We start from the raw sequence: 12,193 nt of genomic DNA, 5'->3' as shown, positions 1-12,193 counted from the left end.
ATGCGCACCACCGTCGGCATCATCGGAGCGGGCCCCGCCGGCCTCCTCCTCGCCCGGCTGCTCCACAGCGCCGGCATCGACGCGGTCGTCCTGGAGAGCCGCGACCGCGCCTACGTCGAGCGGCGGCAGCGCGCCGGGATCCTGGAGCAGGGCACGGCGGACGCGCTGCGCGCGGCAGGCGCCGGGGAGCGCATGGACCGCGAGGGGCTGCGCCACGACGGCATCGAGCTGCGCTTCGACCGCAGGCGCCACCGCGTCGACTTCCCCGCCCTCACCGGCGGCCGGTCCGTGATGGTCTACGCCCAGACCGAGATGTGCAAGGACCTCATCGCCCTCCAGCTCGAGGAGGGCGGACCTCTGCTCTTCGAGGCGGAGGCGCTGGCCGTAGAGGACGCCGACACCGACGCCCCGCGGATCCGCTTCCGGCACGAGGGCCACGAGGACGTCCTGGAGTGCGCCTACGTCGTCGGCTGCGACGGATTCTGGGGCGTGGCCCGCCAGGCGATCCCCGCCGGACTCACCAGGGTCTTCGAACGGACGTACCCCTTCGGCTGGCTCGGCGTCCTCGCCGACGTGCCGCCCTCGCACGACGAGCTGGTCTACGCCCGCCACGACCGGGGCTTCGCCCTGCTCTCCATGCGCTCGCCGGCCGTCTCCCGCCTGTACCTCCAGGTGCCCGACGGCACGGACGCCGGGCAGTGGGGCGACGAGGCGATCTGGGACGAGCTGGAGCGCCGCTTCGAGACCGCCGACGACTGGCGCCTCGCGCGCGGCCCCATCACCCAGAAGTCGGTCACGCCCATGCGCTCCTGGGTCCACGAGCCCATGCGTCACGGCCGCCTCTTCCTCGCCGGCGACGCCGCCCACATCGTGCCGCCGACCGGCGCGAAGGGCCTGAACCTCGCCGCCGGTGACGTCGTCACCTTCGCCCGGGCCCTGACCCACCAGCGGGACACCGGATCATCCGAGCTGCTCGACGCCTACTCGCAGACCTGCCTGCGCCGCGTCTGGCAGGCCGAGCGGTTCTCCTACGACATGACGACCCTGCTGCACCGGGCCCCCGGGGCGACTCCGTTCGACGACCGCCTCCAGCTCGCCCGGCTGGAGCGGATCACCTCCTCCCGCGCCGCCGAGACGGATCTCGCGGAGGGGTACACCGGCTTCCCGCTCGGGTGAGCACGGACGACGCGGATGAATGACCCCCTCCGGTCAGGGGAATCAGGAAGCGGCGTAGCGTGTTGCGCTGCACAGTGAGGGAAAGATCCTCCCCAGGCAGTAGGGTCATTCCTTTGCCTACCTATTACTCTTGAGCCAAGGCCACGCCTGGTGGCCATGGAGGAGTGAAATGAGGAGCAGAAACCCGGTCTTCTCGCGACGGGGGTTCAGCCGCGACAACGGCTACGCGGGCTTCAACACCGCGCCGCAGGCCGGGGGTCCCGCTGTCGCCACCCAGGGCAACCCGTACGCGCAGCCGACGGGCGACCAGTACGCGCAGAACCCGTACGCGCAGAACCCTTACGCCCAGCAGGACCTGCAGTACGGCGCGCCGCCGCAGGCCCCGGCCACCACCGGCCGGATGACCATCGACGACGTCGTCCTGCGCACAGCGAGCACGCTCGGCGTGCTCATCCTCACCGCGGCGCTCTCCTGGGCCCTGCTGCCGATCGACGACGCCAACATCAGCCGTAGCTACGGCATCGGTATCGGCGCCGCGCTGATCGGCATGGTCCTGGCGTTCGTGCAGTCCTTCAAGCGCAAGGCCTCGCCCGCGCTGATCCTGACGTACGCCGCCTTCGAGGGTGTCTTCCTCGGCGTCGTCTCCAACATCGTCGACAACCGCATCGCCGACGGTGCGGCCATGCAGGCCGTGATCGGCACCATGGCGGTCTTCACCGGTGTGCTGATCGCCTACAAGGCCGGCTGGATCCGCGTCAACCGCCGCTTCTACGGCTTCGTGATGGCGGCCGCGCTCGGCTTCATCCTGCTGATGACCGTGAACCTGCTGTTCGCGGTGTTCGGCGGCGGTGACGGCCTTGGCTTCCGCAGCGGTCCCCTCGGCATCGTCTTCGGCGTCATCGGCATCATCCTCGGTGCCTGCTTCCTCGCCCTGGACTTCAAGCAGGTCGAGGACGGCATCGCCTACGGTGCCCCGCGCGAGGAGGCGTGGTTCGCGGCCTTCGGCCTCACGCTGACGCTGGTGTGGATCTACATGGAGTTCCTGAGGCTCATCTCGATCCTCAACAGCAGCGACTAGTCCTGGACGGTCGTAGCGCGAAGGGCCCCGGCTCCGGCCGGGGCCCTTCGTCGTCGAGGGGACAGTGCGCGCGCCTAGAGCAGTTTGCGCGCGGCCCTCCTCAGGTCGTACTCGTGGATGATCGCCTTGGCGTGGCCGTACGCGAGGTTGTGTTCGTGCCGGAGCCAGCTGACCTTTTCCTCGAAGCGGAAGAGTGCCGGGCCATCTTCGACGGTGCGCAACCAGTCGGAGATCTCACGACCGGTGCAGTGGGGAATGCGGGCGAGCATGTTGCGATGGGTCTCTTCGGAGAAGACTTGGGACATCGGCGCCTCCGGACGCTGGGATGTAAGCCGGTCCTTCAGGTCACCGTGCCTGAGTGTTCGCCCGTTGGCAACAGTCCCGGTGCGACGCGTACGCTCGCGGCGTGGTTGATACGACGCCTCTGACCCGTGCGGTGGATCACTTCGCCGATCGTTTGAGGGCTGCGCCTCAGAGCCGGTTGCAGCGGGGCGCTGCCGCCGAGGCTCTCGGGCTGGCCCGGGAGTTGGCCCGCAGGGCGCAAGCTCTCGAGGAACCGGGCGTGGAGCCTCGGGAGATGCCGGATGCGGGGATGTTTGCAGTGGCAGATCAGATCACCGTTGCCGTGCATGATCTGGCCGTTGTGCTTCGCAGCGATGCCGACGTCGATGAAGCGGTGACGTGGGTGGAGGAGGCGCAGAAGCGGGCGGGGGTCTGAGCGGCGCTCGCGGGTGCGGGTCTCGTGTGGTTGCCCGCGCCGTTCCCCGCGCCCCTAGAGGGACGCGATGACCCTGTCGGCCAGGATGTAGACGTTCTCCTCGCCGCACTCGAACGTCAGGGTGTAGGCGCCCGAGATGCCGGAGCCGCCCAGGAGGGTCGGGGTCACGCCCGCGCGCAGGGCGGTGGCGAGGCGTTCCGCGGTCTCGCGGTGGCCCGGGGTCATGCACAGGGTCGTGCCGTCGGCGAAGACGTAGACGTCCAGGGTGCCCAGCGGGCCGGGGCGGACGTCCGTCAGCTCGACGCGGGAGGAAGCCAGCTCCTCCAGGGTGGCGACGGTGCGCTCGTGGTCGTTCACGACCGGCGACTGCGTCGGCACGAAGTCCGGGTGGGAGGGGTGGCGGCGGCGGGCCGCGGCCAGCTCCGGGGACTCGCCGGCCGGTTCCTCGGTGTCCGCGCCGGGCTCGGACACCGGCTCCAGACCAGCGAAATCGGTTTGGCGGGGCAGGAACAGATCGGCCTCGGGCAGGCCCAGCAGGGAGGGCGCTTCGGAGGCGTCACGGGACTCCTGGGCGGCCCAGAAGGCCCGCGCCTCGGCGAGCTCCCGCTCCCGCTCCTCGGCGAGCGCAGCCGCCACGGCGGCACGTATCTCATCGGTGTCGGCAGCGGTTCGAGCGGCGGGCAGCAGGGCTCGGGTGGTGGCGGCGCGGCTCTCGGCCAGCGCGGTGTGCAGGGCCGCGACCTGTCGGCGCAGCTGCAGGACGGTGCGCAGGACGGCGACGCCCACGGCGCCCGTGGCGGCCGTGGTGACCAGCAACGCGATCGGCATGGCGCTCACTGACGTACTCCCGGTTCAAAGTCGACCCCCGACTTCCTACATCAGCTTGAAGGGCGGACTAACCAGCTGTCAGTGCGTAACATCACGAAACGGACAGGGCTTCGGTATCGGGGGAGGGGGTGTGGCTGCCGTGACCTGCGGTTCTCCCCTGGCGGAGGGAGATAGGTCACATCCTGGGGGAGATTGGATCACAAAACAGCCCAGAACCCCGGAGTTTCCGGGGTTCTGGGCCAAGGCCTCACAGCGCGTGCTATGGCGGCTACCGTGCGGCGATCAGCTGAGGCGCTCGATGACCATGGCCATGCCCTGGCCGCCGCCGACGCACATCGTCTCCAGGCCGAACTGCTTGTCGTGGAACTGGAGGGAGTTGATGAGCGTGGTGGTGATGCGGGCGCCGGTCATGCCGAACGGGTGGCCGACGGCGATGGCACCGCCGTTGACGTTCAGCTTCTCCAGCGGGATGCCCAGGTCGCGGTAGGAGGGGATCACCTGGGCGGCGAACGCCTCGTTGATCTCGGCCAGGTCGATGTCGTCGATGGTCAGTCCGGCGCGCCGCAGGGCCTGCTTGCTCGCCTCCACCGGGCCGAGGCCCATGATCTCGGGCGAGAGGCCGGAGACGCCGGTCGACACGATCCGGGCGAGCGGGGTGAGGCCGAGCTCGCGGGCCTTGGTGTCGGACATGATCACGAGGGCTGCGGCGCCGTCGTTCAGCGGGCAGCAGTTGCCGGCGGTGACCATGCCGTCGGGGCGGAAGACCGGCTTGAGGCCCTGCACGCCCTCCAGGGTGACGCCGGCGCGGGGGCCGTCGTCCTTGGAGACGACCGTGCCGTCGGGGAGGGTGACCGGGATGATCTCGCGCTCCCAGAAGCCGTTCTTGATGGCCTCTTCGGCGAGGTTCTGCGAGCGGACGCCGAACTCGTCCATGTCCTGGCGGGTGACGCCCTTGGCGCGGGCCAGGTTCTCGGCGGTCTGGCCCATCGCGATGTACGGGTCGGGCAGCAGACCGTCCTCGCGCGGGTCGTGCCAGGTCGAGCCCTCGGACTGGGCGGTGGCGACGGTGCGGGCCTCGGCGTCGGCGAAGAGCGGGTTGTGCGTGCCCGGCATGTCCGAGCTGCCGTGCGCGTAGCGGGAGACCATCTCGACGCCGGCCGAGATGAAGACGTCGCCCTCGCCGGCCTTGATGGCGTGCAGGGCCATGCGGGAGGTCTGCAGGGAGGAGGAGCAGTACCGGGTGACGGTGCAGCCCGGCAGGTGGTCCATCCCCATCTGCACGGCGACGATCCGGCCGAGGTTGTGGCCCTGCTCGCCGCCGGGCAGGCCGCAGCCGAGCATCAGGTCGTCGATGTCCTTCGGGTCCAGCTCGGGGACCTTGGCCAGGGCGGCCTGGACGATCGTGGCGGCCAGGTCGTCCGGGCGGAGGTCCTTGAGGGAGCCCTTGACGGCGCGGCCGATGGGGGAGCGGGCGGCTGAGACGATCACGGCTTCGGGCATCACGGCTCCATTGACGTACCGGGTGGTCTGGCAGGGCTGACTGGGAAGTTACCCGTACGTATGGCCTGGGTCACGAGTGTCGCGGTGTGACCCTGACCGCAGTTTCCAAGCGCTTGCTTTGCGGCGCTCCTCAGCTCGACGGAGCCGCGGGGGCCGGTTCCTGCTCGGGTACCCGCCGGCGCCGCCGACGCTTCAGCAGGGCCCACGGCCCGCGCGGCCCGCTCGGCATCGCCGCCGCGACCTCCGTGCCCGCCTCCGAGGCGGCCTCCGCGGCCGCCCGCGCCACCGGCAGGAAGCCCTCGCGGCGGGAGGCGTCCGGGCGCTCCTCCTCGGCGGGCCACAGGCCCAGGGAGGCGCAGACGGTCGGCAGGACCGCCATCGCCGCCGTCGCGTAGCCCTCGGCGGAGGGGTGGTAGCTGTCCGGGCCGAACAGCTCCCGCGGGTTCTCGGCGAATTCGGGGCCCAGCAGATCGCCCAGCGACACGGTGCGGCCGCCCTGCTCGACGGCTCCGATCGTCTGGGCGGCCGCCAGCTGGCGTGAGGCCCGCCGGGCCAGCCAGCGCAACGGCTGCCGGACCGGCTCGATCGTGCCGAGGTCGGGGCACGTGCCGACCACGACCTCCGCACCGGCCGTGCGCAGCCGGCGGACCGCCGAGGACAGATGGCGGACCGAGCGGGTCGCGGGCATGCGGTGGGTGACGTCGTTCGCGCCGACCATGATCACGCAGATGTCGGGCACGGGACCGGGAGCGGCCAGCACCAGGGCCACCTGGCGGTCCAGGTCGTCCGAACAGGCCCCAGGGGTCGCCACCGTGCGCAGCTCCACCGGGCGCTCCGCCAGCGCGGCGAGCCCAGACGCCAGCAGCGCCCCGGGGGTCTGCCCGCCCCGGTGCACGCCCTGGCCCGCGGCCGTGGAGTCACCCAGCATCGTCAGCCTCAGCGGTGTCATCGCGGGACCGGCGTACAGACGGCCGTACAGCCCGTCCGCGTGCGGCACGTGCGGTGACGTGCCGTTACCCACCCGGCGCCGCGCCAGCTGCACCTCCGCCAGCACCAGTCCCACGGTGGCCGCTCCGGCCAGACCGATCCCGCCGCCGCCATAAGCCGCGCCGGCCGCGATCCGCCGGGCCACCCTCGCCCTCGACATGCTCGTCATGCGTCGCCGCCACCTCCTCGAACCCGTACACCCAGTGCTTGCCCCGTACAGCCCGTCGCCCAATCTCAACAGGGAGTGAACGACCGTCACGGACCACCGCGAGGTCATAGGCTGGCGGCACCACACAGACCACTTCTGCGGCATCCGGAGACAACGGTGCAGTTCCACGACTCGATGATCAGCCTCGTCGGCAACACCCCGCTGGTGAAGCTCAACAGCGTGACCAAAGGCATCAGGGCGACCGTCCTGGCCAAGGTGGAGTACTTCAACCCCGGCGGCTCGGTGAAGGACCGCATCGCCCTGCGCATGATCGAGGCGGCGGAGGAGAGCGGCGCGCTCCAGCCCGGCGGCACGATCGTCGAGCCGACCAGCGGCAACACCGGCGTCGGGCTCGCCATCGTCGCCCAGCAGAAGGGGTACAAGTGCATCTTCGTGTGCCCCGACAAGGTGAGCACCGACAAGATCAACGTACTGCGCGCGTACGGCGCCGAGGTCGTCGTCTGCCCGACGGCCGTCGACCCCGAGCACCCGGACTCGTACTACAACGTCTCCGACCGGCTGGTCCGTGAGACGCCCGGAGCCTGGAAGCCCGACCAGTACTCCAACCCCCACAACCCGCTCTCCCACTACCACTCGACCGGCCCCGAGCTGTGGGAGCAGACGGAGGGGAAGATCACCCACTTCGTGACGGGCGTGGGCACCGGCGGCACCATCTCCGGGACCGGCCGCTATCTGAAGGAGATCAGCGACGGCTCGGTGAAGGTCGTCGGAGCCGACCCCGAGGGCTCCGTCTACTCCGGCGGCTCCGGCCGGCCGTACCTCGTCGAGGGCGTCGGTGAGGACTTCTGGCCGACCGCCTACGACCGGACCGTCGCGGACGAGATCGTCGCCGTGTCCGACAAGGACTCCTTCCAGATGACCCGCCGCCTCGCCAAGGAGGAGGGCCTGCTCGTCGGCGGCTCCTGCGGCATGGCGGTGGTGGCCGCGCTCGAGGTCGCCGAGCGGCTCGGTCCGGACGACGTCGTGGTGGTCCTGCTGCCGGACAGTGGCCGCGGCTACCTCAGCAAGATCTTCAACGACGAGTGGATGGCCGACTACGGCTTCCTGGAGGACGCGGGCCCCAGCGCCCGTGTCGCCGACGTCCTGAACGACAAGGAGGGCGACCGCATGCCCTCCCTCGTCCACATGCACCCGGAGGAGACGGTCGGTCAGGCCATCGAGGTGCTGCGCGAGTACGGCGTCTCGCAGATGCCGGTCGTCAAGCCGGGCGCCGGCCACCCCGACGTGATGGCGGCCGAGGTCGTCGGCTCGGTCGTGGAACGCGAGCTGCTGGACGCGCTGTTCAGCAAGAGCGCCTCGCTGGAGGACCCGCTGGAGAAGCACATGTCCGGCCCGCTGCCCCAGGTCGGCTCCGGCGAACCCGTCGCCGACCTGATGGCCGTGCTGGGCAAGGCGGACGCGGCGATCGTCCTCGTCGAGGGCAAGCCGACCGGTGTGGTCAGCCGGCAGGACCTGCTGTCCTTCCTCGCCCGCACCGGGAAGTGACGGCCAACATCCGGTGAACTGCCCGTGAACCGGGTGAACTTGCGGCATCCGTGATCTTCGCGGACTTCGCGGAACCGGTACGCGGGTGTCACGTCCGCGCAGCACCCGCTTAACACACGTCCTGCACATTGGTGGGTGTCGGCAAGGGCGGGAGCGGCTCCCCGCCCGGGCCGGCGCCGAACGGCGTCACAGGACCTCCGGAGCGGCTCCCGGACCTCCACGGACGCCACGGACGCGCAAGCCCGGCCTGACCGGGCCCGCGTCCTTCGCGGGGACCGCCGTCGTCCCGCCCCCCGTTCACGGGGGTGCGGCGGTCCCCGCGCAACTCCCTTCCGGCGCTCGTGACCGCGGGATTGCCAGGGGCGCGTGCAAGCTCCCCGCATGCCTCGGCCTCTGCCTCGCCCGACGACCTGACCGCGCTCGTCCTGCGCACCCACGTCACCGACGCGCCAGGCCTTGCTGCCGGACGCGCTCAGTCCTCCCAGCCACTGTCCTGGGAGGACTTGCGGCGGCGGCCGAAGAGGTTCGGGTCGGCGCGGACCGCCTGGACGACGTTGACGCCGACGATGCCCGCCCAGGCGATGAGCAGGCCGGGCAGGCGCGCCACGCCCCCGCCGATCGCGGACAGCGGCACCGCGAGGACCAGGGACACGATCCCGAAGCCGAACCGCTCACCCCAGGAGTCCGTGACCCTCGGCGACCGGGAGTCCCGGGCCGTCTGCATCTGCTGCTCGGCGAGCTGCCGGCGCACCCGGCGCTCCACCGCGCCGTCGATCCGCTGGTCGACCTTCTCCAGGAACGAGTCGACCAGCGCCGACTCGTACTCCTCGCCCAGATCTCTGCGTGCGTGCAGGGTGGCGTCCAGTTCCTTCTTCAGGTCGGCGTCCCGCGCGTCCATTCCCGTCATGCCGTCCACGGTAGAAAGCGCCGCAGCCGGCCGCACTGGGGTTAGCCCCCCTGTTCCGCAGGGGGTTACCGGACGTACGGCCGGCGTCCTCCGGTCCCGGCTTGCCGCTCTGCATATGCTCATGCAGAATCCTCAGCTACTGAATAGGCGAGGGGGAGCACGTCATGAGCGTGACCGACAGCCCTGCCGCGCGGCTGCAGGCGCTCTTCGAGGGCCACCGGCTGACGCCGACCCAGCGGCGCATCGCGCACAGCATGGTGCGGCGCGCCGCCGACGTGCCGTTCCTGTCGAGCGTGGAACTCGCCGAGCTGGCCGGGGTCAGCCAGCCGTCCGTGACCCGGTTCGCCGTCGCCCTCGGTTTCGACGGCTACCCCGCCCTGCGCCGCCATCTGCGCGAGGTCGCCCCCGCCGAACCCGCTGCGGAGGCCGGGGCCCACAACGAGTACCAGCAGGCCGTCGAGGCCGAGATCGAGAACCTGCGGCACTTGGCGGAGGCACTGGCCGACCCCGCTCCCGTGCAGCGGGCGGGGGGCGTCCTCGCCGGCTCCCGCCCGCTGCTCGTCCTCGGCCTGCGGGCCGCTGCCGCCCAGGCGCACGGCTTCGCCTACTTCGCCGCCAAGGTCCACCCCGACGTACGGCTGCTCGGTGAGGGCGGCACGATGCTCCAGGACCGCATCGACGCCGCCGTCCGGGCCGGCGCGAGCGCACTGCTCTGTTTCGCGCTGCCCCGGCACCCCCGCGAGGTCGTCGACACCCTCGCCTATGCCAAGGAGGCCGGGCTGACCGTCGTCACGGTCGCCGACTCCGCCTTCGCACCCGTCGCCAAGGTGTCCGACCTGCTGCTCCCCGCCGCCGTCGGCACCGGCCTGGCCTTCGACACGGCCTGTGCGCCGATGCTGCTCGGCCGGGTCCTGCTGGAGGCCATGTGCGACGACCTGCCCCAGGCCCAGTCCCGCCTGGAGGAGTTCGACACGAAGGCGGCGGCGCGGGGCCTGTTCGTCGACTGACGGCACGCGCGGTGTCTTCTCAGATTCGTCTCACGCACCGTCGCTAACGTACGTCTCCCAGAGGCTTCGGAGACCGGACGGAGGCTGGACGTGACACGTGGAGGACAGGGACTGGCCCGGGTGGCCGTCGTCGTACGGGCGGGAGCGGCCCCGCTGTGGTGGCTGGGCGTCTTCGCGGCGGGCATCGGCCTGCTCGCACCGGGCCTGACCGGCCGCCGCATCGGCGTTCTGACCGGGGCGGCCCTCTTCGTCCTGGCGACCGCCGCCGTGGCTTACAGCCGCCGCAAGCGCTACGCGGCCCTGGCGGCCTCCGCGTCCCGCGCCGGCAAGCACGACGTGCTCCAGGACCGCGCGGTCACGGTACGCAACTGGCGCCGGGGCAACCGCTGGTGGCTCCTCCTCGCCTTCCTCGCCGCCCTGGGCAGCGCCTTCGCGGTCCCCGCGGCCGGGGGCATGCTCCTGGCCGGCTGCGGCGCGGGCCTGTGGCTGAAGTCGGCCTGGCTGGGCCGCCGGGAACAGGCCGACGAGGCGCTGCTGTGGGCCCGGGTGGACTGGCTGCGCGGGGGAGCGGCGCACCCGGCCGGCAAGCGGGTCAAGGCGTACCGCAGCACGGGCATCGCGGCGGGGGACGCGGCCCCGGGCGGGGCCCGAAGGAAGCCGCCGGCGCTGGTGTGACCCTTCAGGGGCGCGGGGCTGTATCGATGTGCGGCTGCGCCGCGTGGGCGCGATGTTCGAGGAACTCGACAAGCTGGAGGTCGACCACCCGGCCCAGCCGCCACGCACCCGCGGCCCGGGGACTACGCGAGCCCGAACGGCGGCTGCGTCAACGCATCCACCCGCGCCCCACCGGACTCGGCGACCACCTCCTCCACGGTCTGGGCCTTGCGCACCTCCGCGAAGCGCCCACCCGGCCCGAACCCGTAAACGCCGGGCCGCACGAGCGAGTTGTACCCGTAGTGATGCGCGAAGTAGTACGCCCCCGTGTCCAGGGCCGCCGCGTAGTCCCCCTGTTCCAGCCGCGGCATGGACCGGCCCTGCGCCAGCAGGTCCCCCGCGAAACAGGCCGGACCGGCGACGTCCTGCACCACCACCGGCCCGTTCTTCGGCCGCCCCTTCGCGTCGTACGCGGAGATCCGCAGCGGCCAGCTCTCCGGCGCGTACACGGTCCGCGCGGCCACCTGCACCCCGGCATGGGTCACCGCCACCGCCCGCCCGCCGGAGGTCTTCGCGTACTCGACCCGTGCCACCACCGTCCCGTGCTTCGCCAGCAGTGACCGCCCGAACTCGGTGACCAGCCCGTACCGCCCGTCGAGCAGCTCCGGGACCTTCTCGGCGAGCAGCCGCGCGTACTGCGCGTACGTCGGGGTCGTCGCGTCCGACGCGAAGTTCACCGGCAGGCCGCCGCCGATGTCGAGCGTGTCGACCTGGCGCCGCCCGGCCCGCCGGTTGATCTCCTCCGCCAGCGCGTACGTCTCCGCCACGCCCCGTGCCATCAGGGCCAGAGGGATGCCCTGGGAGCCGGTGTGCGCGTGCAGCCGGGTCAGCCACGGCCGGTCGAGATACGCCTGGACGACCCACTCCCGGGCCCCCTCGTCGCGCAGCGCCACCCCGAACTTCGAGGTGGCCGTCGCCGTGGACAACGCCTCGATGGAGCCGCCGCCGACCTGCGGATTCACCCGGATCCCGAGAGGGGAACGGCTGCCCCGCGCTGGCACCAGGGCGTCGATCCGGGCCAGCTCCTGCGGGTTGTCCGCGTTGACGGCGATGCCCAGGGACAGTGCCTCGCGCAGCTCGGCCGGTGTCTTCGCGGGCGAGTCGAGCACCGTCGCCTCCGCCGGCATGCCCGCCGCCTGCGCCAGGGCAAGCTCACCCGGGCTCGCGACCTCCGCGCCGACGCCCTCCTCCCGCAGCAGCCGCAGGACCGGCACCAGCGGGGTCGCCTTCACCGCGAAGGCGTGCAGCACGGGCGTGCCCGGCGCCGTCACCGCGGCGAACGCCGCCCGCAGCTGAGCCGCCGACTCCCGGATGCCGGTGACGTCCAGCAACCCGACGATGGGGCTGGCGGGCCCGAGCAGCCCTTGCTCCACGGCGGCCCGCACCGCCTCGTCCCGCCGGGCCGCCCGCCCGGCGCCGGTGTCGTCCGCTGCTTCCGCCTCGATGTGTGCGCCCATGCATCCAGCGAAACATCCGCGGCACCGCCGCGCCGGTGTCCCGACGTATTGACTAGCTCTATTCATAGGGCCAGGATGTGAATAGAAGCAGCAACATCCGCCGGGAG

At 71.8% G+C, this 12,193-nt stretch carries 12 protein-coding genes; 6 read left to right on the top strand and 6 right to left on the bottom strand.

Translation table 11 applies throughout. The features are described 5' to 3' along the window. Positions 1-1,176 (top strand): 4-hydroxybenzoate 3-monooxygenase, encoded by a 1,176-nt coding sequence (locus CEB94_RS16575; protein WP_175432967.1) that lies wholly within the window; start codon positions 1-3, stop codon positions 1,174-1,176. A 169-nt stretch (positions 1,177-1,345) separates the two neighbouring features. Beyond that, the gene (locus tag CEB94_RS16570; protein ID WP_175432966.1) at positions 1,346-2,254 is read left to right on the top strand and encodes a Bax inhibitor-1/YccA family protein; all 909 of its coding nucleotides are present in this window, start codon (positions 1,346-1,348) and stop codon (positions 2,252-2,254) included. Positions 2,255-2,328: 74 nt separating this feature from the next. On the opposite strand, the gene CEB94_RS16565 is transcribed toward CEB94_RS16570, so the two are convergent. Beyond that, positions 2,329-2,559, bottom strand: coding sequence for a DUF4287 domain-containing protein (locus tag CEB94_RS16565; RefSeq protein ID WP_031102797.1), 231 nt, complete (start codon positions 2,557-2,559; stop codon positions 2,329-2,331). A 101-nt stretch (positions 2,560-2,660) separates the two neighbouring features. On the opposite strand from CEB94_RS16565, the gene CEB94_RS16560 reads away from it, so the two are divergent. Next, positions 2,661-2,972, top strand: coding sequence for a hypothetical protein (locus CEB94_RS16560; RefSeq protein ID WP_175432965.1), 312 nt, complete (start codon positions 2,661-2,663; stop codon positions 2,970-2,972). 54 nt (positions 2,973-3,026) lie between these two features. Here the strand turns inward: CEB94_RS16560 and CEB94_RS16555 are convergent, their stop codons facing one another. The 3 genes from CEB94_RS16555 to CEB94_RS16545 all read right to left on the bottom strand — a co-directional run bounded on the left by CEB94_RS16555 (position 3,027) and on the right by CEB94_RS16545 (position 6,456). Continuing rightward, positions 3,027-3,809, bottom strand: coding sequence for a hypothetical protein (locus CEB94_RS16555; protein WP_175432964.1), 783 nt, complete (start codon positions 3,807-3,809; stop codon positions 3,027-3,029). 273 nt (positions 3,810-4,082) lie between these two features. Continuing rightward, on the bottom strand, positions 4,083-5,300 hold the full coding sequence (locus tag CEB94_RS16550) for an acetyl-CoA C-acetyltransferase (protein WP_175432963.1): 1,218 nt from the start codon (positions 5,298-5,300) through the stop codon (positions 4,083-4,085). A gap of 130 nt (positions 5,301-5,430) precedes the next feature. Continuing rightward, positions 5,431-6,456: an SGNH/GDSL hydrolase family protein gene (locus tag CEB94_RS16545; protein ID WP_175432962.1), complete on the bottom strand. Its 1,026-nt coding sequence runs from the start codon at positions 6,454-6,456 to the stop codon at positions 5,431-5,433. Between the two features lie 156 nt (positions 6,457-6,612). Between CEB94_RS16545 and CEB94_RS16540 the strand changes: the two genes are divergently transcribed. Then, a complete protein-coding gene (locus CEB94_RS16540; RefSeq protein ID WP_175432961.1) occupies positions 6,613-8,001 on the top strand; it encodes a cystathionine beta-synthase in 1,389 nt (462 codons plus the stop codon). 472 nt (positions 8,002-8,473) lie between these two features. On the opposite strand, the gene CEB94_RS16535 is transcribed toward CEB94_RS16540, so the two are convergent. Then, complete coding sequence (locus CEB94_RS16535; RefSeq protein WP_175437028.1) at positions 8,474-8,899, bottom strand: hypothetical protein; 426 nt, start codon at positions 8,897-8,899, stop codon at positions 8,474-8,476. A 173-nt stretch (positions 8,900-9,072) separates the two neighbouring features. On the opposite strand from CEB94_RS16535, the gene CEB94_RS16530 reads away from it, so the two are divergent. Further along, positions 9,073-9,915: a MurR/RpiR family transcriptional regulator gene (locus tag CEB94_RS16530; protein WP_175432960.1), complete on the top strand. Its 843-nt coding sequence runs from the start codon at positions 9,073-9,075 to the stop codon at positions 9,913-9,915. A 90-nt stretch (positions 9,916-10,005) separates the two neighbouring features. Beyond that, complete coding sequence (locus tag CEB94_RS16525; protein WP_175432959.1) at positions 10,006-10,590, top strand: hypothetical protein; 585 nt, start codon at positions 10,006-10,008, stop codon at positions 10,588-10,590. A gap of 122 nt (positions 10,591-10,712) precedes the next feature. Here the strand turns inward: CEB94_RS16525 and CEB94_RS16520 are convergent, their stop codons facing one another. Continuing rightward, positions 10,713-12,086 carry a type III PLP-dependent enzyme domain-containing protein gene (locus CEB94_RS16520; protein WP_246111815.1) on the bottom strand — a complete coding sequence of 458 codons (1,374 nt, stop codon included), beginning with the start codon at positions 12,084-12,086 and terminating at the stop codon, positions 10,713-10,715. Between the last annotated feature and the right edge of the window lie 107 nt (positions 12,087-12,193).

This window comes from Streptomyces hawaiiensis (assembly GCF_004803895.1).
GTDB classification, from domain to species: Bacteria; Actinomycetota; Actinomycetes; order Streptomycetales; family Streptomycetaceae; genus Streptomyces; species Streptomyces hawaiiensis.
This window is presented reverse-complemented; position numbering and strand designations above follow the sequence as displayed.

Bases quoted from the DNA above. Each gene is read 5' to 3' on its own strand.
- CEB94_RS16575 (WP_175432967.1), top strand. From the start codon at position 1: ATGCGCACCACCGTCGGCATCATCGGAGCGGGCCCCGCCGGCCTCCTC.
- CEB94_RS16570 (WP_175432966.1), top strand. From the start codon at position 1,346: ATGAGGAGCAGAAACCCGGTCTTCTCGCGACGGGGGTTCAGCCGCGAC.
- CEB94_RS16565 (WP_031102797.1), bottom strand. From the start codon at position 2,559: ATGTCCCAAGTCTTCTCCGAAGAGACCCATCGCAACATGCTCGCCCGC.
- CEB94_RS16550 (WP_175432963.1), bottom strand. From the start codon at position 5,300: ATGCCCGAAGCCGTGATCGTCTCAGCCGCCCGCTCCCCCATCGGCCGC.
- CEB94_RS16545 (WP_175432962.1), bottom strand. From the start codon at position 6,456: ATGACGAGCATGTCGAGGGCGAGGGTGGCCCGGCGGATCGCGGCCGGC.
- CEB94_RS16535 (WP_175437028.1), bottom strand. From the start codon at position 8,899: ATGGACGCGCGGGACGCCGACCTGAAGAAGGAACTGGACGCCACCCTG.
- CEB94_RS16530 (WP_175432960.1), top strand. From the start codon at position 9,073: ATGAGCGTGACCGACAGCCCTGCCGCGCGGCTGCAGGCGCTCTTCGAG.
- CEB94_RS16520 (WP_246111815.1), bottom strand. From the start codon at position 12,086: ATGGGCGCACACATCGAGGCGGAAGCAGCGGACGACACCGGCGCCGGG.